The organism is Streptomyces sp. cg35, assembly GCF_050410835.1.
Taxonomy (GTDB): Bacteria; Actinomycetota; Actinomycetes; order Streptomycetales; family Streptomycetaceae; genus Streptomyces.
Map to the genome: position 1 here is coordinate 5,270,497 of NZ_CP191268.1, position 23,520 is coordinate 5,294,016.

Below are 23,520 nucleotides of genomic sequence, written 5' to 3' on the forward strand. Positions count from 1 at the left end.
TAGTACCGGTAGCGGCTTTCCACCTTCGGGGTCTCGCCCGAACGAAGAAACGGGCCGCCTCCGTAAGGAGACGGCCCGCCCACAAGGACGCGTAGAACGTCAGTCCTGCGCCTCGGCCAGCAGCTTCTGGATGCGCGAGACACCCTCGACCAGGTCCTCGTCACCCAGCGCGTACGAAAGCCGCAGATAACCCGGCGTACCGAACGCCTCACCGGGAACGACCGCGACCTCGGCCTCTTCGAGGATGAGCGCGGCCAGCTCGACGGAGTCCTGCGGACGCTTGCCGCGGATCTCCTTGCCGAGCAGCCCCTTCACGGACGGGTACGCGTAGAAGGCGCCCTCCGGCTCCGGGCAGACGACGCCGTCGATCTCGTTGAGCATCCGCACGATCGTCTTACGACGCCGGTCGAAGGCCTCGCGCATCTTCTCCACGGCGGTCAGATCGCCGGACACGGCGGCGAGCGCGGCCGCCTGCGCCACGTTGGAGACGTTCGAGGTGGCGTGCGACTGCAGGTTCGTCGCGGCCTTCACGATGTCCTTCGGGCCGATGATCCACCCCACGCGCCAGCCGGTCATCGCGTACGTCTTCGCGACACCGTTGACCACGATGCACTTGTCGCGCAGCTCGGGAAGGATCGCCGGCAGCGACGTGAACTTCGCGTCCCCGTAGACGAGGTGCTCGTAGATTTCGTCCGTCATGACCCACAGACCGTGCTCCACGGCCCAGCGGCCGATGGCCTCGGCGTCGGCCTCGCTGTACACGGCGCCCGTCGGGTTCGACGGCGACACGAACAGGACGACCTTCGTGCGCTCGGTGCGCGCGGCCTCCAACTGCTCGACGGAGACGCGGTATCCCGTGGTCTCGTCGGCCACGACCTCCACCGGCACGCCGCCCGCGAGACGGATCGACTCCGGGTACGTGGTCCAGTACGGCGCCGGGACGATGACCTCGTCGCCCGGGTCGAGGATCGCGGCGAACGCCTCGTAGATGGCCTGCTTGCCGCCGTTCGTCACCAGGATCTGCGAGGCGTCGACCTCGTAGCCGGAGTCGCGCAGCGTCTTCGCGGCGATCGCGGCCTTCAGCTCGGGAAGACCGCCGGCCGGCGTGTAGCGGTGGAACTTCGGGTTCTTGCAGGCCTCGATGGCCGCCTCGACCACATAGTCGGGCGTCGGGAAGTCGGGCTCACCGGCGCCGAAGCCGATCACCGGACGCCCGGCGGCCTTCAGGGCCTTGGCCTTGGCGTCGACGGCGAGGGTCGCGGACTCGGAGATGGAGCCGATGCGGGCCGAGACCCGGCGCTCCGTGGGGGAGGAGCCAGAGGACGGGGAAGGAGTTGCAGCGCTCATAACCCCATCGTTCCAGACCCGAAACCCGCCCGGCACACGGGTTTCCAAGACCGTCCGATCCGTTGTTGATCCACTGGAGATCCCGATCTGTTCGACGGAGGGCCGCGAAGCACGTACACTCACTGCTCGTTGGCCTTCACCGGCCGCTCCTTCCAAGCGCACTCCGTGCATCTGGGCGGATGCGGTACGTTGGGGGAAACAAAGGGTCGTAGCTCAATTGGTAGAGCACTGGTCTCCAAAACCAGCGGTTGGGGGTTCAAGTCCCTCCGGCCCTGCTACACACACCTTCGCCAGGATGTGTGCGCATGTACGTACTGCAATGCACCGCCGTGCGGCTCAACCGGGCGCGGCACGGCCACGACCCGGAATTCAGGTGAGGACGAGTGACGGACGCCGTGGGCTCCATCGACATGCCTGATGCCCAGGATGAGGCGCCGGAGTCCAAGAAGAAGGCCCGCAAGGGCGGCAAGCGCGGCAAGAAGGGTCCCTTCGGCCGCCTCGCTCTCTTCTACCGCCAGATCGTCGCGGAGCTCCGCAAGGTCGTCTGGCCGACTCGCAACCAGCTCACCACGTACACCACAGTGGTGATCGTGTTCGTTGTCATCATGATCGGTCTGGTCACCGTGATTGACTATGGCTTCAACCACCTCATCAAGTACATCTTCGGCTGAGCCGAAAGCGGAGGGCGCCGTATCCGGCGTCCCTTTCGCGTGTTCCACCCCCTTGTATCCAGGAAGAAGCAGCCACCGTGTCTGACCCGAACCTGAACGACGCCATCGAGTCGGCGGAGTCCGTGGAGGACCAGCTCGACATCGTCGAGGCGGCGGACGCCGAGGACCCGGACCAGGCCGAGGCTGCCGACATCGCCGCCGGTGAGCCCGCCGAAGAGGCGGCCCTCGAGGTCGAGGCCGATGGCGGCAACGACGTGGACGACGCCGAGGACGAGGCCGTCGAGGCCGAGGCCGAGGTCGAGGCGGAAGAGGCCGTCGAGGAGCAGGTCGACCCGATCACTGCTCTCCGCGACGAGCTGCGCGGCCTGCCCGGCGAGTGGTACGTCATCCACACGTACGCGGGCTACGAGAAGCGCGTGAAGGCCAACCTCGAGCAGCGTGCCGTCTCGCTGAACGTCGAGGAGTTCATCTACCAGGCCGAGGTCCCCGAGGAAGAGATCGTCCAGATCAAGAACGGCGAGCGCAAGAACGTCCGGCAGAACAAGCTGCCCGGCTACGTTCTCGTCCGCATGGATCTGACGAACGAGTCCTGGGGCGTCGTCCGCAACACCCCCGGCGTCACCGGCTTCGTGGGCAACGCCTACGACCCGTACCCGCTGACCCTGGACGAGATCGTCAAGATGCTCGCCCCGGAGGCCGAGGAGAAGGCCGCCCGTGAGGCCGCCGAGGCCGAGGGCAAGCCGGCTCCGGCCCGCAAGGTCGAGGTCCAGGTCCTGGACTTCGAGGTCGGCGACTCGGTCACCGTCACCGACGGCCCGTTCGCGACGCTGCAGGCCACGATCAACGAGATCAACGCCGACTCGAAGAAGGTCAAGGGCCTCGTCGAGATCTTCGGCCGCGAGACCCCGGTCGAGCTGAGCTTCGACCAGATCCAGAAGAACTAGTACCTCCTAGCAGCTTCTGGGCACATAGCTTCCGAACAGGTCAGATGGGCTCTCAAAAGCCTGTCTGACCTGCTCGGTTTTTAGCCGCGCATGGATACCCGTTATCGTTGTGCGGTATGCCTCCATCCGGATGATCTGGACGATCATCGTGCACGGGTGGCGGCTGAACACTCTCACTAAGACCCGGAGAGAGAGCACATGCCTCCCAAGAAGAAGAAGGTCACGGGGCTCATCAAGCTCCAGATCCAGGCCGGCGCCGCCAACCCGGCTCCGCCGGTCGGCCCCGCGCTGGGCCAGCACGGCGTCAACATCATGGAGTTCTGCAAGGCCTACAACGCCGCGACCGAGTCGCAGCGCGGTTGGGTCATCCCGGTGGAGATCACGGTCTACGAGGACCGCTCCTTCACCTTCATCACCAAGACCCCGCCGGCCGCGAAGATGATCCTCAAGGCCGCTGGTGTCGAGAAGGGCTCCGGCGAGCCGCACAAGACCAAGGTCGCCAAGATCACCGAGGCGCAGGTCCGCGAGATCGCCACCACGAAGATGCCCGACCTCAACGCCAATGACCTGGACGCCGCGTCCAAGATCATCGCCGGCACCGCCCGTTCCATGGGCATCACGGTCGAGGGCTGACCTCACCCCCGTAGGAAAGACCGTGGAAGGGCCTGCTCGGCCCGGACCACGACTCCTCAGAACACACAGGAGCAGTAGTGAGCAAGCGCAGCAAGACTCTCCGCGCTGCGGACGCCAAGATCGACCGGGACAAGCTCTACGCCCCGCTCGAGGCCGTCCGTCTCGCCAAGGAGACCTCCGCGTCGAAGTTCGACGGCACCGTCGAGGTCGCCTTCCGCCTGGGCGTTGACCCGCGCAAGGCCGACCAGATGGTCCGTGGCACCGTGAACCTCCCGCACGGCACCGGCAAGACCGCCCGGGTCCTGGTCTTCGCGACCGGTGACCGTGCTGCGGCCGCGGAAGCCGCTGGCGCCGACATCGTCGGCTCCGACGAGCTCATCGACGAGATCTCCAAGGGCAACCGCCTGAACGAGTTCGACGCCGTCGTCGCCACCCCGGACCTCATGGGCAAGGTCGGCCGCCTCGGCCGCGTGCTCGGTCCCCGTGGCCTCATGCCGAACCCGAAGACCGGCACCGTGACCCCGGACGTGGCCAAGGCCGTGAACGAGATCAAGGGCGGCAAGATCGAGTTCCGCGTCGACAAGCACTCGAACCTGCACTTCATCATCGGCAAGGCGTCCTTCGACGACACCCAGCTGGTGGAGAACTACGGCGCGGCCCTGGAGGAGATCCTCCGCCTGAAGCCGTCCGCCGCCAAGGGTCGCTACATCAAGAAGGCCGCGATCAGCACCACGATCGGCCCCGGCGTTCCGGTCGACCCGAACCGCACTCGCAACCTCCTCGTCGAGGAGGACCCGGCCGCGGTCTGAGCTGCTACCTAGCTCGCTGAAGTCGGCGACGGGCCCCGCACCTTCCGAGGTGCGGGGCCCGTTCCTCTTTTCCGCCTCGTACGGGCTCGGCCCTGCGCTAGCGTCGCCGTGACCTACCGGGGGGAGCGGATGACGTACGTACGACACGTCCTGGGCGTCACGGCGGCGTGCGCGCTGCTCGTGGCCTGCGACGGGCGGACCAGGGACCCGGGCGCCGTCGACGCGCTGCGCACCGCCCAGCACAAGGTCGCCGCCGCTGGCTCGGCGCGGGTGGACGCGACGATGGGCACCGGCGACCGGCTCGCCTCCCGCAGCGCGGGCACGCTCAGCTGGTCCGACGGCGTCGAGGGCACGCTCACGGTGCGCGTCACCGGCGGTGAACTGGCCTCCGCCACCCGCAAGTTGGGCGGTGACCCGTCCCAGACCCGCTTTCTGCCGGACGCCTACTACACGCGGATGACCGACGCGTTCGCCGCGCGGCAGGGCGGCCGGCACTGGATCCGGCACCCGTACGACGCCGGCACCGACCTCACCCCGGTCGACTCCCTCAAGGCGCTCGTCGCGGCGGAGGACGTCCGCAGGGTGGGGGAGGAGACCGTGCGCGGCACCCGGGCCAGCCACTACCGGGGCACCTCCGACGGGCAGCACATCGACGTCTGGATCGACGCCCGCCACCTTCTGGTGCGGCGCACCCAGCGCGCGGGCGACTTCACCAGCACCGTCCACTACCGCGACTACGGCACCTCGGCCGCCGCCGAGCGCCCGCCCACGCACGACACTGTCGACTTCGAGGACGTGACGGGGGACGGTTGATAATCGGGCCCGTTGTCCGAGGCGTCCGATATGGTGCGCCTAGTACACGTGTTCCAAGGGGTGGGATCGAGATGACTGTTGTCGTACGACGCACGGTCGGTGCAGCCGCCGCGACCGCGCTGCTGTGTACCGGGGCCGTGGCCTGCGGGAGTGGATCGGACAAGGCCGGCAGCGAGCAGGTGCAGTCCCACTCGCAGATGACGCAGGTGCTGACGGCCGCGTTCAAGAAGACCGCGGAGGCCAAGTCCGCCAAGGTCGAGATGACGATGAAGACCCCGGCCGCACTCGGCGCCGGCGGCACCATGAAGATGTCCGGCACCATGGGCTGGGACCCGACCGTCATGGATATGACGATGACCGGCTCCGCGCTCACGGCCGGCGGCCCGGACGCCCCCGAGAGCGTCCGCATGGTCTGGCAGGACAACGTGATGTACATGGACATGGGCGCCGCGGCGGCCAAGGACATGGACGGCAAGCGCTGGATGAAGATGGACCTGGGCGCCGTCGCGAAGCAGTCCGGCGACGAGAAGCTCACGCGCCAGATGACCGGCAGCCTCGACAGCATGAACCAGGACCCGGCCCAGCAGATCGCCCTCCTGCTCGACTCGCCGAACCTCAAGCACGTCGGCTCCGCCGAGATCGACGGCGCGAAGACCCAGCACTACAAGGGCAAGCTGACCGTCGACGAGATGATGGCGAAGAACGACTCGCTGAAGCTCCTCAGCAAGTCCGAGCGCGGCGAGCTCCTGAAGAACGTCAAGAAGGCCGGCATCAAGGACTACGACACCGAGCTGTGGGTCAACGAGGACGACCTGCCGGTCCGTATGGACGTCACCATGGACAGCTCCCAGGGCGCCGTCGACATGTCGATGCGGTACTCCGACTACGGGGCCGCGGTGAAGGTCGACGTGCCGCCCGCCGGTCAGACCTTCGACCTCATGGACATGCTGAAGAAGATCGGCGCCGCGGCGGGCTCCGGCTCGGGCACCGGCTCGTCCGACACCGGTCTGGACGGCAGCGTCTGAGCGGATTTGCTCGACGCCGGACCTTTCACGTAACCTTCCACAGAAGCCAAAGACCGCTGGTCGTTGCCGTGCGCTCGCAAGAGGGTTCGGTGGCCGAAGGATCCGCTGTAACTGCGGACGACCCGCGCAGGTGACTGTGGAAGTGCTCCCGGACTCCGTTCAGGATTCTGGTCGAGCTCACGCCCCGTGCGCCTGCGCCGGGGCGTTTCGTTTTCCCAGTCTCCTTCTGAGCGGTCCTCATCACCCGGAAGGAGGCCGACGCTCTATGCCGACGCCCGACAAGGCTGCCGCGGTAGCCGAGCTCACGGACAAGTTCCGCAGCTCGAACGCCGCCGTGCTGACCGAGTACCGGGGTCTCACCGTGGCCCAGCTCAAGCAGCTGCGCCGCTCCCTCGGTGAGAACTCCGAGTACGCCGTGGTGAAGAACACGCTGACCAAGATCGCGGCCAACGAGGCCGGGATCAACACGCTGGACGACCTCTTCACGGGTCCGACGGCGGTTGCCTTCGTCACCGGTGACCCGGTGGAGTCGGCGAAGGGTCTTCGTGACTTCGCCAAGGACAACCCCAACCTCGTCATCAAGGGCGGTGTCCTTGACGGCAAGGCGCTGTCCGCCGACGAGATCAAGAAGCTTGCGGACCTCGAGTCCCGCGAGGTTCTGCTCAGCAAGCTGGCCGGTGCCTTCAAGGGCAAGCAGTCCCAGGCTGCTCAGCTCTTCCAGGCGCTGCCCTCGAAGTTCGTCCGCACCGCGGAGGCGCTTCGTGCCAAGCAGGCCGAGCAGGGCGGTGCCGAGTAATTCGGCTCGCGCATTGACCCTCGCCGCATAGGCGGAGGTCGTAGCGGGCCGAACGTACGCCCGCCTCACATGTACATCCGGCACCAGCCGAATTAGTGGAAGGATCGCCCATCATGGCGAAGCTCAGCCAGGAAGACCTGCTCGCCCAGTTCGAGGAGATGACCCTCATCGAGCTCTCCGAGTTCGTGAAGGCCTTCGAGGAGAAGTTCGACGTCACCGCCGCCGCGGCCGTCGCCGTTGCCGCCCCGGGTGCCGCTGGTGGCGCCGGTGCCGCTGAGGCCGCCGAGGAGCAGGACGAGTTCGACGTCATCCTCACCGGCGCCGGCGAGAAGAAGATCCAGGTCATCAAGGTCGTGCGTGAGCTGACCTCCCTGGGTCTGAAGGAGGCCAAGGACCTCGTCGACGGCACCCCGAAGCCGGTCCTCGAGAAGGTCGCCAAGGACGCCGCGGAGAAGGCCAAGGAGGCCCTCGAGGGCGCCGGCGCCTCCGTCGAGGTCAAGTGACCTCGCGAGTCTGCTGACTCTTCTTCGGTGAAACTGCTCCCCCGGGGGCTGTAACGCTGACGTACCGAAGGGCGATCACCCAACTGGGTGGTCGCCCTTCGGCGTTCGCTGGCTCGCGCGCCGACGGTGCCTTGCACTGCTGGTCCCGCAGAGTATGGTGATCTTCGTTGTGCCTGGGGCCACTCCTGTTCGGCCAAGAGGGGGCCTTGACGAACCGCACGCAGCGCGCAATTCTCAGGACGCGTCGTCACAACGATCCGGATCCGAGGCATGGATCGACGACGAAGAGGGCAGTAAGGATGTGCGCTCAGCGCACAAGGTACGCCGCAGACGGTGAACGGTTGAGAACAACGAGGGTCTCAAAAAACCCGCACTGGACATCAGTGGGCCTTCTGGCTACACTGTCCCTTTGCGCTGCCTGTTAGCTGCTCCCTGCCCGTCACCAGGGGCATGCCCTCGCTTGAGCACAGTGGACTGAACCAGCCCTGACCTGGCCTTATGGCCGAGCCGGGCGGGATTCTGTCTCTCTGCCCGGCTTGGGACCGGTACGCGCGTAGTGAGTCCGAGCCCTCGGAAGGACCCCCTCTTGGCCGCCTCGCGCAACGCCTCGACCGCGAATACGAACAATGGCGCCAGCACTGCCCCGCTGCGCATCTCCTTTGCAAAGATCAAGGAGCCCCTCGAGGTTCCGAACCTTCTTGCGCTGCAAACCGAGAGCTTCGACTGGCTGCTCGGCAACGACGCGTGGAAGGCTCGTGTCGAGGCGGCTCTCGAAAGCGGACAGAACGTCCCCACCAAGTCCGGTCTGGAAGAGATCTTCGAGGAGATCTCCCCGATCGAGGACTTCTCCGGGTCGATGTCTCTGACGTTCCGCGACCACCGCTTCGAGCCTCCGAAGAACTCGATCGACGAGTGCAAGGAGCGCGACTTCACCTTCGCCGCCCCGCTCTTCGTCACCGCCGAGTTCACCAACAACGAGACCGGCGAGATCAAGTCCCAGACGGTCTTCATGGGCGACTTCCCGCTCATGACCAACAAGGGCACCTTCGTCATCAACGGCACCGAGCGTGTCGTGGTGTCCCAGCTGGTCCGTTCGCCGGGTGTCTACTTCGACTCCTCCATCGACAAGACGTCCGACAAGGACATCTTCTCCGCCAAGGTGATCCCGTCCCGGGGTGCCTGGCTGGAGATGGAGATCGACAAGCGCGACATGGTCGGTGTGCGCATCGACCGCAAGCGCAAGCAGTCCGTCACCGTCCTGCTCAAGGCTCTCGGTTGGACGACCGAGCAGATCCTGGAGGAGTTCGGCGAGTACGAGTCCATGCGCGCCACCCTGGAGAAGGACCACACCCAGGGCCAGGACGACGCGCTGCTCGACATCTACCGCAAGCTGCGTCCGGGCGAGCCCCCGACCCGTGAGGCCGCTCAGACGCTGCTCGAGAACCTCTACTTCAACCCGAAGCGCTACGACCTCGCGAAGGTCGGCCGCTACAAGGTGAACAAGAAGCTCGGCGCGGACGAGCCGCTGGACGCCGGCGTGCTCACCACCGACGACGTCATCGCCACCATCAAGTACCTGGTGAAGCTGCACGCCGGTGAGACCGAGACGGTCGGCGAGTCCGGTCGTTCGATCATCGTCGAGACCGACGACATCGACCACTTCGGCAACCGTCGTATCCGTAACGTCGGCGAGCTGATCCAGAACCAGGTCCGTACGGGTCTCGCCCGTATGGAGCGCGTCGTGCGCGAGCGCATGACTACCCAGGACGTCGAGGCGATCACGCCGCAGACCCTGATCAACATTCGCCCGGTCGTGGCGTCGATCAAGGAGTTCTTCGGTACGTCGCAGCTGTCCCAGTTCATGGACCAGAACAACCCGCTGTCGGGGCTGACGCACAAGCGTCGTCTGAACGCCCTCGGCCCGGGTGGTCTCTCCCGTGAGCGGGCCGGCTTCGAGGTCCGTGACGTTCACCCGTCGCACTACGGCCGCATGTGCCCGATCGAGACGCCCGAAGGCCCGAACATCGGTCTGATCGGTTCGCTCGCCTCGTACGGCCGGATCAACGCGTTCGGCTTCATCGAGACGCCGTACCGCAAGGTCACCGACGGTGTCGTCGGCGACGAGGTCGACTACCTGACCGCCGACGAGGAGGACCGCTTCGTCATCGCGCAGGCCAACGCCCCGCTGAGCGACGAGTTCCGGTTCGAGGAGTCCCGCGTCCTGGTCCGCCGTCGTGGCGGTGAGGTCGACTACGTCCCCGGTGACGACGTCGACTACATGGACGTCTCGCCGCGCCAGATGGTGTCGGTCGCGACCGCCATGATCCCGTTCCTCGAGCACGACGACGCCAACCGCGCGCTCATGGGCGCGAACATGATGCGTCAGGCCGTGCCGCTGATTAAGTCCGAGGCGCCGCTCGTCGGCACCGGCATGGAGTACCGCTGCGCCACCGACGCCGGCGACGTGCTCAAGGCCGAGAAGGACGGTGTGGTCCAGGAGGTCTCCGCGGACTACATCACCACCGCCAACGACGACGGCACGTACACCACGTACCGCCTGCACAAGTTCTCCCGGTCGAACCAGGGCACCTCGGTCAACCAGAAGGTTGTCGTGGACGAGGGCGCCCGCGTGATCGAGGGCCAGGTCCTGGCCGACGGTCCCGCGACCGAAGAGGGCGAGATGGCCCTCGGCAAGAACCTGCTCGTGGCGTTCATGCCGTGGGAGGGTCACAACTACGAGGACGCGATCATCCTGTCGCAGCGCCTCGTGCAGGACGACGTCCTCTCCTCGATCCACATCGAGGAGCACGAGGTCGACGCCCGTGACACCAAGCTCGGCCCGGAGGAGATCACCCGGGACATCCCGAACGTCTCCGAGGAGGTCCTCGCCGACCTCGACGAGCGCGGCATCATCCGGATCGGTGCCGAGGTCGTCGCCGGCGACATCCTCGTCGGCAAGGTCACGCCCAAGGGTGAGACCGAGCTGACCCCGGAGGAGCGCCTGCTCCGCGCGATCTTCGGTGAGAAGGCGCGCGAGGTGCGCGACACCTCCCTGAAGGTGCCGCACGGTGAGATCGGCAAGGTCATCGGCGTCCGCGTCTTCGACCGTGAAGAGGGCGACGAGCTGCCGCCGGGCGTGAACCAGCTGGTTCGTGTCTACGTGGCGCAGAAGCGCAAGATCACGGACGGTGACAAGCTCGCCGGCCGCCACGGCAACAAGGGTGTTATCTCGAAGATCCTTCCGATCGAGGACATGCCGTTCCTCGAGGACGGAACTCCGGTCGACATCATCCTGAACCCGCTGGGTGTGCCGTCCCGAATGAACCCGGGACAGGTCCTGGAGATCCACCTCGGCTGGCTCGCCAGCCGCGGCTGGGACGTCTCCGGCCTCGCGGACGACTGGGCGCAGCGCCTGCAGGCCATCGGTGCCGACCAGGTCGCCCCGGGCACGAACGTCGCCACCCCGGTCTTCGACGGTGCGCGTGAGGACGAGCTCGCGGGTCTGCTGCAGCACACCATCCCGAACCGCGACGGCGAGCGCATGGTGCAGCCGACCGGTAAGGCGAGGCTGTTCGACGGCCGCTCCGGCGAGCCGTTCCCGGACCCGATCTCCATCGGGTACATGTACATCCTCAAGCTCCACCACCTGGTCGACGACAAGCTGCACGCCCGGTCGACCGGTCCGTACTCGATGATCACCCAGCAGCCGCTGGGTGGTAAGGCCCAGTTCGGTGGCCAGCGCTTCGGTGAGATGGAGGTGTGGGCGCTGGAGGCGTACGGCGCCGCTTACGCCCTCCAGGAGCTGCTGACCATCAAGTCCGACGACGTCACCGGCCGCGTGAAGGTCTACGAGGCCATCGTCAAGGGCGAGAACATCCCCGAGCCCGGCATTCCCGAGTCCTTCAAGGTGCTCATCAAGGAAATGCAGTCCCTGTGCCTCAACGTGGAGGTGCTGTCCTCGGACGGCATGTCCATCGAGATGCGCGACACCGACGAGGACGTCTTCCGCGCTGCGGAGGAGCTCGGCATCGACCTGTCCCGGCGCGAGCCGAGCAGCGTCGAAGAGGTCTGACGGGAGTTCCGGTAGGGGCCCAGGAATGGGCCCCTACCGACCCCGCGACCCCCGTTTCAGACCACAGACTTACAACCCTGAGAGGGATTGACGCATAGTGCTCGACGTCAACTTCTTCGATGAGCTCCGGATCGGTCTGGCCACCGCTGACGACATCCGTCAGTGGAGCCACGGCGAGGTCAAGAAGCCCGAGACCATCAACTACCGCACACTCAAGCCCGAAAAGGACGGACTCTTCTGCGAGAAGATCTTCGGTCCGACCCGGGACTGGGAGTGCTACTGCGGCAAGTACAAGCGTGTCCGCTTCAAGGGCATCATCTGTGAGCGCTGCGGCGTCGAGGTGACTCGCGCCAAGGTGCGCCGTGAGCGGATGGGCCACATCGAGCTGGCCGCTCCCGTCACGCACATCTGGTACTTCAAGGGTGTCCCGTCGCGCCTCGGCTACCTGCTGGACCTGGCGCCCAAGGACCTCGAGAAGGTCATCTACTTCGCGGCGTACATGATCACGTTCGTCGACGAGGAGCGCCGTACCCGCGACCTGCCCTCCCTCGAGGCGCACGTCCAGGTCGAGCGTCAGCAGATCGAGAACCGTCGCGACTCCGACCTGGAAGGCCGGGCCAAGAAGCTCGAGACCGACCTGGCCGAGCTCGAGGCCGAGGGTGCCAAGGCCGACGTGCGCCGCAAGGTGCGCGAGGGCGCCGAGCGTGAGATGAAGCAGCTGCGCGACCGTGCGCAGCGCGAGATCGACCGTCTCGACGAGGTGTGGAGCCGCTTCAAGAACCTCAAGGTCCAGGACCTCGAGGGCGACGAGCTGCTCTACCGCGAGCTGCGCGACCGCTTCGGCACGTACTTCGACGGTTCGATGGGTGCCGCGGCGCTGCAGAAGCGCCTGGAGTCCTTCGACCTCGAGGAGGAGGCCGAGCGCCTCCGCGAGATCATCCGTACCGGCAAGGGCCAGAAGAAGACCCGTGCGCTCAAGCGCCTCAAGGTCGTCTCCGCGTTCCTGCAGACCAGCAACAGCCCCAAGGGCATGGTGCTCGACTGCGTGCCGGTCATCCCGCCGGACCTGCGTCCGATGGTGCAGCTGGACGGTGGCCGCTTCGCGACCTCCGACCTGAACGACCTGTACCGCCGTGTCATCAACCGCAACAACCGCCTGAAGCGCCTTCTCGACCTCGGTGCGCCCGAGATCATCGTGAACAACGAGAAGCGCATGCTCCAGGAGGCCGTGGACGCCCTCTTCGACAACGGTCGTCGTGGTCGCCCGGTGACCGGTCCCGGTAACCGCCCGCTCAAGTCCCTCAGCGACATGCTGAAGGGCAAGCAGGGTCGTTTCCGTCAGAACCTGCTCGGTAAGCGAGTCGACTACTCGGCGCGTTCCGTCATCGTCGTCGGCCCGCAGCTGAAGCTGCACCAGTGCGGTCTGCCCAAGGCCATGGCGCTGGAGCTCTTCAAGCCGTTCGTGATGAAGCGTCTGGTCGACCTGAACCACGCGCAGAACATCAAGAGTGCCAAGCGCATGGTGGAGCGCGGCCGCACGGTCGTGTACGACGTCCTCGAAGAGGTCATCGCCGAGCACCCGGTTCTGCTGAACCGTGCTCCCACCCTGCACCGCCTCGGTATCCAGGCCTTCGAGCCGCAGCTGGTCGAGGGCAAGGCCATCCAGATCCACCCGCTCGTCTGCACCGCGTTCAACGCGGACTTCGACGGTGACCAGATGGCCGTGCACCTGCCGCTGTCCGCGGAGGCGCAGGCCGAGGCCCGCATCCTGATGCTGTCCTCGAACAACATCCTCAAGCCGGCCGACGGCCGCCCGGTGACGATGCCGACCCAGGACATGGTCCTCGGTCTGTTCTTCCTCACCACCGACGGCGAGCTGCGTGACACCAAGGGCGAGGGCCGCGCGTTCGGCTCCACGGCCGAGGCGATCATGGCGTTCGACGCCGGCGAGCTGGCGCTGCAGTCGCAGATCGACATCCGCTTCCCGGTGGGCACCATCCCGCCGCGCGGCTGGACCCCGCCGGCTGCCGAGGAGGGCGAGCCCGAGTACCAGACGGGCGACAGCTTCCGGCTGCGTACGTCCCTGGGCCGCGCGCTCTTCAACGAGCTGCTGCCCGAGGACTACCCGTTCGTCGACTACTCGGTGGGCAAGAAGCAGCTCTCCGAGATCGTCAACGACCTGGCCGAGCGCTACCCCAAGGTCATCGTGGCGGCGACGCTCGACAACCTGAAGGCGGCGGGCTTCTTCTGGGCGACCCGTTCCGGTGTCACCGTGGCCATCTCCGACGTCGTCGTTCCCGAGGCGAAGAAGGAGATCGTCGCGGGCTACGAGGCGCAGGACGAGAAGGTCCAGAAGCAGTACGAGCGCGGTCTCATCACGAAGGAAGAGCGCACTCAGGAGCTCATCGCGATCTGGACCAAGGCGACCAACGAGGTTGCCGAGGCGATGAACGCGAACTTCCCGAAGACCAACCCCATCTTCATGATGGTTGACTCGGGTGCCCGAGGAAACATGATGCAGATGCGTCAGATCGCCGGTATGCGTGGTCTGGTGTCGAACGCCAAGAACGAGACGATCCCGCGTCCGATCAAGGCCTCCTTCCGTGAGGGCCTGTCGGTGCTGGAGTACTTCATCTCGACGCACGGTGCTCGTAAGGGTCTGGCGGACACCGCTCTGCGTACCGCCGACTCGGGTTACCTCACCCGTCGTCTGGTCGACGTCTCGCAGGACGTCATCATTCGCGAGGAGGACTGCGGCACCGACCGTGGCCTCAAGCTCACGATCGCCGAGCGCGGCGCCGACGGCGTCCTGCGCAAGGCCGACGACGTCGAGACCAGCGTGTACGCCCGTATGCTCGCCGAGGACATCGTCGTCGACGGCAAGGTCATCGCGCCGGCCAACGTCGACCTGGGCGACGTGCTCATCGACGCGCTGGTCGCGCACGGTGTCGAGGTCGTCAAGACCCGCTCGGTGCTCACCTGCGAGTCGGCGGTCGGCACCTGTGCCTTCTGCTACGGCCGCTCGCTGGCCACCGGCAAGCTGGTCGACATCGGTGAGGCGGTCGGCATCATCGCCGCCCAGTCCATCGGTGAGCCCGGTACCCAGCTGACGATGCGTACCTTCCACACCGGTGGTGTGGCCGGTGACGACATCACCCAGGGTCTGCCCCGTGTCGTCGAGCTCTTCGAGGCTCGTACGCCGAAGGGTGTCGCCCCGATCTCCGAGGCCGCGGGCCGTGTCCGCATCGAGGAGACCGAGAAGACCAAGAAGCTCGTCGTCACCCCGGACGACGGCAGCGACGAGACGGCGTTCCCGATCTCGAAGCGTGCCCGTCTGCTCGTGGGCGAGGGCGACCACGTCGAGGTCGGCCAGAAGCTGACCGTGGGTGCCACCAACCCGCACGACGTGCTGCGCATTCTTGGTCAGCGCGCGGTCCAGGTCCACCTGGTCGGCGAGGTCCAGAAGGTCTACAACTCGCAGGGTGTGTCGATCCACGACAAGCACATCGAGATCATCATCCGGCAGATGCTGCGCCGCGTGACGATCATCGAGTCCGGCGACGCGGAGCTGCTGCCGGGCGAGCTCGTCGAGCGCTCGAAGTTCGAGACCGAGAACCGTCGTGTGGTCACCGAGGGCGGTCACCCCGCCTCCGGCCGTCCGCAGCTGATGGGTATCACCAAGGCCTCGCTGGCGACGGAGTCCTGGCTGTCGGCCGCCTCCTTCCAGGAGACGACCCGAGTCCTGACGGATGCGGCGATCAACGCCAAGTCCGACAGCCTCATCGGCCTCAAGGAGAACGTCATCATCGGTAAGCTCATCCCGGCCGGTACGGGTCTGTCCCGCTACCGCAACATCCGGGTGGAGCCCACCGAGGAGGCCAAGGCCGCGATGTACTCGGCCGTCGGCTACGACGACATCGACTACTCGCCGTTCGGCACCGGCTCCGGCCAGGCCGTTCCGCTGGAGGACTACGACTACGGTCCGTACAACCAGTAAGCGAGCAGCTGCTTGAACCGCAGGGCGGTCATCCCGGGGAATGCCGGGGTGGCCGCCCTGCGGCGCGTTGACGCATGATGGAGGGCACAACGTGTCCGGGTCCCGGGGGAGTGGTCTCGTGTCGAATTCTTCGTGGCAGCCGGCGCCGTGGCCGCCGCAGCACGGTCAGCAGCCGTCGATGCTGGCCGCGCACGCCGACCGGGAGCGCGCCGTGGACGTGCTGCGGGCCGGGTTCGCCGAGGGGCGGCTGCCGCAGGGGGAGTACGAGAAGCGGGTCGAGCGGGCGTATCAGGCGCGCACCGTGGGGGAGCTGAGCGTTCTCGTCGCCGATCTTCCGCAGGGGCCCGTACCGCAGCAGCCGCAGCTGATGCCGCCGGTGCCGCGGACGTTCCTGCCGGCTCCGCCGCTGCCCGTGCCGACCAACGGCAAGGCCATCGGGGCGCTGGTGTGCGGGGTGTCGACGTTCTTCTCGGGGGGTCTGACCGGGCTTCCCGCGGTGATCCTCGGGCACATGGCCCGCGGCGAGATCAAGCGGAGCGGGGAGCAGGGCGACGGTATGGCCGTGGCCGGGCTGGTGCTCGGCTGGCTCTCGATCGCGGGCTGGGTGCTGTTCCTCACGTTCGTGATCGCGATGGCGAGCTCCTCGGGCGCCTGAGCAGGCGTCCGGCGTGTCCCGGCTGCGGGGCATTTGTTTTGACCGCAGCGTATGAGATAGGTACGCTCAGACCTTGTGCCTGGGGTGTGCCTGGGCTCGTGTGCGTGTCTTCAGCCGCACGGCGAGTCCCGATCGATTCCGATCAAGGCCACCGCAATCTGCCGCCTTCCCGCCTTCGAGCGGGGGTCTGCAGTATTCGACACACCCGACCGCGTGGGTCGGCAACGTTCCAGGTTAGCTTTACTACTCGGCACACAGAAACCGGAGAAGTAGTGCCTACGATCCAGCAGCTGGTCCGGAAGGGCCGGCAGGACAAGGTCGAGAAGAACAAGACGCCCGCACTCGAGGGTTCGCCCCAGCGCCGTGGCGTCTGCACGCGTGTGTTCACGACCACCCCGAAGAAGCCGAACTCGGCCCTCCGTAAGGTCGCGCGTGTGCGTCTGACCAGCGGCATCGAGGTCACGGCCTACATTCCGGGTGAGGGACACAACCTGCAGGAGCACTCCATCGTGCTCGTGCGTGGCGGCCGTGTGAAGGACCTGCCCGGTGTTCGTTACAAGATCATCCGCGGTTCGCTCGACACCCAGGGTGTCAAGAACCGCAAGCAGGCCCGCAGCCGCTACGGCGCCAAGAAGGAGAAGTAAGAATGCCTCGTAAGGGCCCCGCCCCGAAGCGCCCGGTCATCATCGACCCGGTCTACGGTTCTCCTCTGGTGACCTCCCTCATCAACAAGGTGCTGCTGAACGGCAAGCGCTCCACCGCCGAGCGCATCGTGTACGGCGCCATGGAGGGCCTGCGTGAGAAGTCGGGCGCCGACCCGGTCATCACGCTGAAGCGCGCGCTCGAGAACATCAAGCCGACCCTCGAGGTCAAGTCCCGCCGTGTCGGTGGCGCGACCTACCAGGTTCCGGTCGAGGTCAAGCCCGGCCGCGCCAGCACCCTCGCGCTCCGCTGGCTCGTCGGTTACTCCCGCGCCCGTCGCGAGAAGACGATGACCGAGCGTCTGATGAACGAGCTGCTCGACGCCTCCAACGGCCTCGGCGCTGCCGTGAAGAAGCGCGAGGACACGCACAAGATGGCCGAGTCCAACAAGGCCTTCGCGCACTACCGCTGGTAGTCGCTACCCACATCGAGACCGAGAGAAGACTGAAGCCTTATGGCTACCACTTCACTTGACCTGGCCAAGGTCCGCAACATCGGGATCATGGCTCACATCGACGCGGGCAAGACGACGACGACCGAGCGGATCCTGTTCTACACCGGTGTCTCGTACAAGATCGGTGAGGTCCACGACGGCGCTGCCACGATGGACTGGATGGAGCAGGAGCAGGAGCGTGGCATCACGATCACCTCTGCTGCCACCACCTGTCACTGGCCGCTCGAGAACGACGACTACACGATCAACATCATCGACACGCCTGGGCACGTCGACTTCACCGTTGAGGTGGAGCGCTCCCTGCGTGTTCTCGATGGTGCTGTGACGGTGTTCGACGGCGTCGCCGGCGTTGAGCCGCAGTCCGAGACGGTGTGGCGTCAGGCCGACCGTTACGGCGTGCCGCGCATCTGCTTCGTGAACAAGCTGGACCGTACCGGTGCCGAGTTCCACCGCTGCGTCGACATGATCGTCGACCGCCTCGGTGCGACCCCGCTGGTCATGCAGCTGCCCATCGGTGCCGAGGCCGACTTCCAGGGTGTCGTCGACCTCGTCACGATGAAGGCGTTCGTCTGGTCGGCCGAGGCCGCGAAGGGCGAGGCGTACGACATCGTCGACATCCCCGCCACGCACACCGAGGCTGCCGAGGAGTACCGCGGCAAGCTGCTCGAGGCCGTCGCGGAGAACGACGAAGAGATGATGGAGCTGTTCCTGGAGGGCACCGAGCCCACCGTGGAGCAGCTGTACGCGGCCGTGCGTCGCATCACCATCGCCTCCGGCAAGGGCGGCGACACCACCGTCACCCCCGTGTTCTGCGGCACCGCGTTCAAGAACAAGGGCGTTCAGCCCCTGCTCGACGCCGTCGTGCGCTACCTGCCGACCCCGCTCGACGTCGAGGCCATCGAGGGCCACGACGTCAAGGACCCCGAGGTCGTCGTCAAGCGCAAGCCGTCGGACGACGAGCCGCTGGCTGCCCTCGCGTTCAAGATCATGAGCGACCCGCACCTGGGCAAGCTCACCTTCGTCCGGGTCTACTCGGGCCGCCTGGAGTCCGGCACCGCGGTGCTGAACCCCGTCAAGGGCAAGAAGGAGCGCATCGGCAAGATCTACCGCATGCACGCGAACAAGCGTGAGGAGATCGAGTCGGTGGGCGCCGGTGACATCGTCGCCGTCATGGGTCTGAAGCAGACCACCACGGGCGAGACGCTCTGTGACGACAAGCAGCAGGTCATCCTGGAGTCCATGGACTTCCCGGCGCCTGTCATCCAGGTCGCCATTGAGCCGAAGTCCAAGGGTGACCAGGAGAAGCTGGGTGTCGCCATCCAGCGTCTCTCGGAGGAGGACCCCTCCTTCCAGGTTCACTCGGACGAGGAGACCGGCCAGACCATCATCGGTGGTATGGGCGAGCTTCACCTCGAGGTGCTCGTCGACCGCATGAAGCGCGAGTTCCGCGTCGAGGCGAACGTCGGCAAGCCGCAGGTCGCGTACCGCGAGACGATCCGTCGGGCCGTCGAGCGCGTGGACTTCACCCACAAGAAGCAGACCGGTGGTACCGGTCAGTTCGCCAAGGTGCAGATCGCGATCGAGCCCATCGAGGGCGGCGAGGCGTCGTACGAGTTCGTGAACAAGGTCACCGGTGGCCGTATCCCGCGGGAGTACATCCCGTCGGTGGACGCCGGTGCGCAGGAGGCCATGCAGTTCGGCATCCTGGCCGGCTACGAGATGACGGGCGTCCGCGTCACGCTTCTCGACGGTGCCTACCACGAGGTCGACTCCTCCGAGCTCGCGTTCAAGATCGCCGGTTCGCAGGCCTTCAAGGAGGCCGCGCGTCAGGCGAAGCCCGTGCTGCTCGAGCCGATGATGGCCGTCGAGGTCACCACGCCCGAGGACTACATGGGTGACGTCATCGGTGACATCAACTCCCGCCGTGGCCAGATCCAGGCCATGGAGGAGCGCAGCGGCGCTCGCGTCGTGAAGGGCCTCGTGCCCCTCTCGGAGATGTTCGGCTACGTCGGCGACCTCCGCAGCAAGACGTCGGGTCGCGCAAGCTACTCAATGCAGTTCGACTCCTACGCCGAGGTTCCGCGGAACGTCGCCGAGGAGATCATCGCGAAGGCCAAGGGCGAGTAACTCACTCGAGTTCACGCTTTAGGCTTGACTCCGGAGTCTCTCGGGGTATTTCGCGGCAACCGTCGTGAAATGCCCCGGGGCCCGGGCTTTCCAGCAAAGATCACCTGGCGCCGATGAAGCAAGGCGTACAGAACCACTCCACAGGAGGACCCAGTGGCGAAGGCGAAGTTCGAGCGGACTAAGCCGCACGTCAACATCGGCACCATCGGTCACATTGACCACGGTAAGACGACCCTCACGGCCGCCATTACCAAGGTGCTGCACGACGCGTACCCGGAGCTCAACGAGGCCTCGGCGTTCGACCAGATCGACAAGGCTCCTGAGGAGCGCCAGCGCGGTATCACCATCTCGATCGCGCACGTCGAGTACCAGACGGAGACGCGTCACTACGCGCACGTCGACTGCCCCGGTCACGCGGACTACATCAAGAACATGATCACGGGTGCCGCGCAGATGGACGGCGCCATCCTCGTGGTCGCCGCCACCGACGGCCCGATGCCGCAGACCAAGGAGCACGTGCTCCTGGCCCGCCAGGTCGGCGTTCCGTACATCGTTGTCGCCCTGAACAAGGCCGACATGGTGGACGACGAGGAGATCCTGGAGCTCGTCGAGCTCGAGGTCCGTGAGCTCCTCTCCGAGTACGAGTTCCCGGGCGACGACGTTCCGGTCGTCAAGGTCTCCGCTCTGAAGGCCCTCGAGGGCGACAAGGAGTGGGGCAACTCGGTCCTCGAGCTCATGAAGGCCGTGGACGAGTCCATCCCGGAGCCCGAGCGCGACGTCGACAAGCCGTTCCTGATGCCGATCGAGGACGTCTTCACGATCACCGGTCGTGGCACCGTCGTCACCGGTCGTATCGAGCGCGGTATCCTCAAGGTCAACGAGACCGTCGACATCATCGGCATCAAGACCGAGAAGACCACCACCACGGTCACCGGCATCGAGATGTTCCGCAAGCTGCTCGACGAGGGCCAGGCCGGTGAGAACGTCGGTCTCCTCCTCCGTGGCATCAAGCGCGAGGACGTCGAGCGCGGCCAGGTCATCATCAAGCCGGGTTCGGTCACGCCGCACACCGAGTTCGAGGCGCAGGCGTACATCCTGTCGAAGGACGAGGGTGGCCGTCACACCCCGTTCTTCAACAACTACCGCCCGCAGTTCTACTTCCGTACCACGGACGTGACCGGCGTCGTGACCCTCCCCGAGGGCACCGAGATGGTCATGCCGGGTGACAACACTGAGATGACCGTTGAGCTCATCCAGCCCGTCGCCATGGAAGAGGGCCTGAAGTTCGCCATCCGTGAGGGTGGCCGGACCGTGGGCGCCGGCCAGGTCACCAAGATCAACAAGTAAGCTCCGCTTGCCTGTTGGGCTTGATGCCTGGTAGCTCCTAGAGCTCCGAAAGGGCCCGTACGACTTCGGTCGTACGGGCCCTTTCGCATGCGCGCATCTACTGGGGGACGGTCACCCAGCGCACCACGGCGACCACCAGCAGCACCGCGGCCGGGGCCACCCAGGGCCACCCCAGGACGCGGCGCACCGAGGGCAGAAGCCACAGCAGGGCGGCCGCGCCGGCGAGAAAGACGGTGACCAGGCAGGAGGCCTCGATGCCGCGGTAGGCGTCGTCGTCCTCGGGGTATCCGGGGCGGATCGTCAGGGCCGTCCAGCAGAACCAGGCGGCGGGCAGGGTGAGGAGGGTCAGCGGGACGGCGAGGACCGTGCGGACGCAGCCGATGTCGTCGGGCTCGGGGGAGAGGTCGGGCATCGGGCCAGTGCGGCCCGTGGTCCGTGGTCCGTGGCCCGTGTTCCGGGGAGAGGGGTCAGGCCTTCGCCTGTGCCGGTCGCCACAGCCACGGTCGGGCGTCCGGGGACAGGCCCGCGGCTGTGGGGCCGCGGCTGCTCGTGGTCAGGGTCGGGCCGTCCAGGGTGACCGGGGCGGTGGCCGGGCGGGTGATGCGGCCGGCGTGGAGGAGCTGGACGCGGCCGGTGGTGTCGCGGCCGAGGAGGTAGGGGCCGGCGGCCGTCACCGGGCCGTAGCCGGGGAAGTGCACGGCCGGGCCGCCCGGGGACAGCAGCCGGTCGGAAGCGGGCGGGCGGAAGTAGAGGCGGCTGCCCGCCGCGGCTATCGCGTCCGCGGGGGTGGGCAGGCCGGTGAGCGGGTCGGGGCCGTCCGGGGTCCAGTGGTGGACGGTGTAGTGGCCGGGGGCGTAGACGTGCACCTGCCCGTCGTCGCCGACGACCGCCGTGAGGCCGTCCTGGACCGGGCCGCCGCCGAGGTCGCGCCAGGGCGACCAGGTGCCCGCCGTGTCGCGGACGCGGGTGCTGATGCCCTGGTCCGCGTTGCGCACGAAGAGGTGGACGCGGCCGTCGGGGGCGGTGACCGCCACGGGGACGCCTGTGCGGCGGCCGCGGTCGGCGTCGCTCTCCGGGTTGCCGAGGCTGGTCCAGGGGCCGTATCTGCGCGGGCCGCGCTGCTCCAGGACCACGATCTCGCGCACATCTGGCGCGCCCCTGCCCTCGATCGCGGCGAGCCGCAGGCCGAACACCAGGTGGCGGCCGTCGGGGAGCGTGGCGCTGCCGAGCACGGGGGCGAGCGGGCCGCCGCCGAGGTCGGCGGGGGCGCCGAACCCCCCGGCCGCCCCGTCCCGCTCGTCGTAGCGGACCGCGCGCAGGCCGAGCACGCCGTACGCGGTGACCCGCCCGTCGGCGTTCTGCGCGAGGGCCAGGCGGGGGCCGGGGTAGCGGTAGTGGGTGGCGCGGACCCAGCCCTTGCGGTTGGTGAGGGGGCGGTCGCCGCCGACGTTGTAGTCGCCGCAGCCCGCCGGGTTGCCGCACTGCCAGTCGGGGGCGGCGCCGTACGGGATCAGGTGCGCGGCCTTCTGGTCGAGTACCTGCGGCGGGAGGTTCTTCGGCCAGTGGTGGTTGTAGTAGCCGCGGAACGCGGTGGCCACGAACGCGGGCGGGCCGCCCTTGGCCGTCTGCGCCCAGCGGATCAGCGCGGCCCAGCTGAAGCAGGCGACGGCGGTGTGGTCGGCGTGATCGGAGTAGCCGGGCTGCTCGCTGTCGCGGATCTGGGTGATCCGGTCGCTCAGCTGGATGTCGGGGTCCGGGTCGAGGGTCTGCACGAGGGTGGGGCGGTAGCGCTCGTACAGCTCGACGAGGACCCCGATCAGGGACTCGTAGTCGTACGTCTGGACCGTGCGCAGGGGTGACCCCTCCGGGACGAGGGTGCGCAGGAGCAGGCCGCGGTCGCGCCACAGAGCGGGTACGCCCATGTGCCCGGCCGGGGTGTGCATCGCGAGGTCGAGATGGACCAACTCGACGCGGCGGCCCCGGTGTTCGAGGGTGCTGACCTCGGCCTGGAATCCGTTCCGGAAGCGGGTGACGGTGGTGTTCCAGCGGGTGAAGACGGGCAGGCCGAGCTGGGTCGCGTACGACTGGCGCAGGCCCTGGTGGCGGGCCGCGGAGTAGGCGGCCTTGTTCGGGGCGGGGGCGCGGTCGGCCGGCGTCTTGTTCATGCCGTCGGCCTCGCCGGCCGTGACGTACACGCAGACCAGCGGGGTGCCCGCGTCGAGCGCGTGCTGCGTGTCCGGGTTCATGAAGTACAGGTCGTCGTCGGGGTGGGCGAGGACCTGGAGCAGCAGGGCGCGCTCGGCCTGGGCGGCGGGGAGGCCGGTCGCGGGGGAGGGGGCGGTGGTGTGCGGCGGGGGAGCGGGGGCGGTGCGGGAGCAGGCGGTGAGTGCGCCGGCGGCGGCGAGCGCGGCGCCGCCGGCCAGGAGCCCACGGCGCGACATTCCACGTATTCCGGGCAGGGCTGTCGCAGGTGGGTTCCGCACGGGGGCGCTCACTCCGTCCGCTGTGGAGGCAGCGGTGGGTGGGGCGCTCGCCTCTGTTCAGGTTGTTCACCTGGCTAGAGGGTCGCCATGGGGATCAGGTTCCATGCGCGTACATGTTCTGTTCACCCGGACGGGGATCAGC

General features: G+C 67.2%; 18 protein-coding genes and 1 tRNA gene. 16 read left to right on the forward strand and 3 right to left on the reverse strand.

The features are described from left to right. Positions 1-99 precede the first annotated feature (99 nt). Positions 100-1,518, reverse strand: coding sequence for a pyridoxal phosphate-dependent aminotransferase (locus tag ACQUQD_RS24080; RefSeq protein ID WP_428954216.1), 1,419 nt, complete (start codon positions 1,516-1,518; stop codon positions 100-102). A 31-nt stretch (positions 1,519-1,549) separates the two neighbouring features. On the opposite strand from ACQUQD_RS24080, the gene ACQUQD_RS24085 reads away from it, so the two are divergent. From ACQUQD_RS24085 to tuf, 16 genes are all read left to right on the forward strand, one after another. After that, a tRNA-Trp gene (locus ACQUQD_RS24085) sits at positions 1,550-1,622 on the forward strand. Positions 1,623-1,730: 108 nt separating this feature from the next. Continuing rightward, the gene (secE, locus tag ACQUQD_RS24090) at positions 1,731-2,018 is read left to right on the forward strand and encodes a preprotein translocase subunit SecE (RefSeq protein ID WP_428954217.1); all 288 of its coding nucleotides are present in this window, start codon (positions 1,731-1,733) and stop codon (positions 2,016-2,018) included. A gap of 77 nt (positions 2,019-2,095) precedes the next feature. Then, the gene (gene nusG, locus ACQUQD_RS24095) at positions 2,096-2,962 is read left to right on the forward strand and encodes a transcription termination/antitermination protein NusG (RefSeq protein WP_428954218.1); all 867 of its coding nucleotides are present in this window, start codon (positions 2,096-2,098) and stop codon (positions 2,960-2,962) included. Positions 2,963-3,160: 198 nt separating this feature from the next. After that, positions 3,161-3,595: a 50S ribosomal protein L11 gene (rplK, locus tag ACQUQD_RS24100; protein ID WP_016645192.1), complete on the forward strand. Its 435-nt coding sequence runs from the start codon at positions 3,161-3,163 to the stop codon at positions 3,593-3,595. Positions 3,596-3,672: 77 nt separating this feature from the next. Next, positions 3,673-4,404, forward strand: a complete 732-nt coding sequence (rplA, locus tag ACQUQD_RS24105) for a 50S ribosomal protein L1 (protein ID WP_428954219.1) — start codon at positions 3,673-3,675, stop codon at positions 4,402-4,404. A gap of 129 nt (positions 4,405-4,533) precedes the next feature. Further along, positions 4,534-5,217: a hypothetical protein gene (locus ACQUQD_RS24110; protein ID WP_428954220.1), complete on the forward strand. Its 684-nt coding sequence runs from the start codon at positions 4,534-4,536 to the stop codon at positions 5,215-5,217. A 71-nt stretch (positions 5,218-5,288) separates the two neighbouring features. Beyond that, positions 5,289-6,242 (forward strand): hypothetical protein, encoded by a 954-nt coding sequence (locus tag ACQUQD_RS24115; RefSeq protein ID WP_428954221.1) that lies wholly within the window; start codon positions 5,289-5,291, stop codon positions 6,240-6,242. 265 nt (positions 6,243-6,507) lie between these two features. Then, positions 6,508-7,038, forward strand: a complete 531-nt coding sequence (rplJ, locus tag ACQUQD_RS24120; protein ID WP_428954222.1) for a 50S ribosomal protein L10 — start codon at positions 6,508-6,510, stop codon at positions 7,036-7,038. A 113-nt stretch (positions 7,039-7,151) separates the two neighbouring features. Continuing rightward, positions 7,152-7,541, forward strand: coding sequence for a 50S ribosomal protein L7/L12 (gene rplL / locus ACQUQD_RS24125; protein WP_428954223.1), 390 nt, complete (start codon positions 7,152-7,154; stop codon positions 7,539-7,541). Between the two features lie 586 nt (positions 7,542-8,127). After that, complete coding sequence (gene rpoB, locus ACQUQD_RS24130; protein WP_428954224.1) at positions 8,128-11,613, forward strand: DNA-directed RNA polymerase subunit beta; 3,486 nt, start codon at positions 8,128-8,130, stop codon at positions 11,611-11,613. A 97-nt stretch (positions 11,614-11,710) separates the two neighbouring features. Further along, positions 11,711-15,610, forward strand: a complete 3,900-nt coding sequence (locus ACQUQD_RS24135; RefSeq protein ID WP_428954225.1) for a DNA-directed RNA polymerase subunit beta' — start codon at positions 11,711-11,713, stop codon at positions 15,608-15,610. 178 nt (positions 15,611-15,788) lie between these two features. Beyond that, positions 15,789-16,265, forward strand: a complete 477-nt coding sequence (locus ACQUQD_RS24140; RefSeq protein WP_428957642.1) for a DUF1707 and DUF4190 domain-containing protein — start codon at positions 15,789-15,791, stop codon at positions 16,263-16,265. Positions 16,266-16,537: 272 nt separating this feature from the next. Then, the gene (gene rpsL, locus ACQUQD_RS24145) at positions 16,538-16,909 is read left to right on the forward strand and encodes a 30S ribosomal protein S12 (RefSeq protein WP_003948652.1); all 372 of its coding nucleotides are present in this window, start codon (positions 16,538-16,540) and stop codon (positions 16,907-16,909) included. A gap of 2 nt (positions 16,910-16,911) precedes the next feature. Beyond that, complete coding sequence (gene rpsG, locus ACQUQD_RS24150; protein ID WP_428954226.1) at positions 16,912-17,382, forward strand: 30S ribosomal protein S7; 471 nt, start codon at positions 16,912-16,914, stop codon at positions 17,380-17,382. Between the two features lie 39 nt (positions 17,383-17,421). Beyond that, positions 17,422-19,548: an elongation factor G gene (gene fusA, locus ACQUQD_RS24155; protein WP_428954227.1), complete on the forward strand. Its 2,127-nt coding sequence runs from the start codon at positions 17,422-17,424 to the stop codon at positions 19,546-19,548. 153 nt (positions 19,549-19,701) lie between these two features. Next, entirely contained in the window at positions 19,702-20,895 is a 1,194-nt protein-coding gene (gene tuf / locus ACQUQD_RS24160) for an elongation factor Tu (protein WP_428954228.1), read from the forward strand. A gap of 97 nt (positions 20,896-20,992) precedes the next feature. On the opposite strand, the gene ACQUQD_RS24165 is transcribed toward tuf, so the two are convergent. Both ACQUQD_RS24165 and ACQUQD_RS24170 read right to left on the reverse strand, forming a co-directional pair. Continuing rightward, positions 20,993-21,307, reverse strand: a complete 315-nt coding sequence (locus tag ACQUQD_RS24165) for a hypothetical protein (protein ID WP_428954229.1) — start codon at positions 21,305-21,307, stop codon at positions 20,993-20,995. Between the two features lie 55 nt (positions 21,308-21,362). Further along, on the reverse strand, positions 21,363-23,336 hold the full coding sequence (locus ACQUQD_RS24170) for a PIG-L family deacetylase (RefSeq protein ID WP_428954230.1): 1,974 nt from the start codon (positions 23,334-23,336) through the stop codon (positions 21,363-21,365). Between the last annotated feature and the right edge of the window lie 184 nt (positions 23,337-23,520).

Coding starts and splice junctions, on each gene's coding strand:
- ACQUQD_RS24080 (WP_428954216.1), bottom strand. CDS start 1,518: ATGCACGGAGTGCGCTTGGAAGGAGCGGCCGGTGAAGGCCAACGAGCA.
- rplK (WP_016645192.1), top strand. CDS start 3,161: ATGCCTCCCAAGAAGAAGAAGGTCACGGGGCTCATCAAGCTCCAGATC.
- ACQUQD_RS24110 (WP_428954220.1), top strand. CDS start 4,534: ATGACGTACGTACGACACGTCCTGGGCGTCACGGCGGCGTGCGCGCTG.
- ACQUQD_RS24115 (WP_428954221.1), top strand. CDS start 5,289: ATGACTGTTGTCGTACGACGCACGGTCGGTGCAGCCGCCGCGACCGCG.
- rplJ (WP_428954222.1), top strand. CDS start 6,508: ATGCCGACGCCCGACAAGGCTGCCGCGGTAGCCGAGCTCACGGACAAG.
- rplL (WP_428954223.1), top strand. CDS start 7,152: ATGGCGAAGCTCAGCCAGGAAGACCTGCTCGCCCAGTTCGAGGAGATG.
- ACQUQD_RS24140 (WP_428957642.1), top strand. CDS start 15,789: ATGCTGGCCGCGCACGCCGACCGGGAGCGCGCCGTGGACGTGCTGCGG.
- rpsG (WP_428954226.1), top strand. CDS start 16,912: ATGCCTCGTAAGGGCCCCGCCCCGAAGCGCCCGGTCATCATCGACCCG.
- fusA (WP_428954227.1), top strand. CDS start 17,422: ATGGCTACCACTTCACTTGACCTGGCCAAGGTCCGCAACATCGGGATC.
- ACQUQD_RS24165 (WP_428954229.1), bottom strand. CDS start 21,307: ATGCCCGACCTCTCCCCCGAGCCCGACGACATCGGCTGCGTCCGCACG.
- ACQUQD_RS24170 (WP_428954230.1), bottom strand. CDS start 23,336: ATGTCGCGCCGTGGGCTCCTGGCCGGCGGCGCCGCGCTCGCCGCCGCC.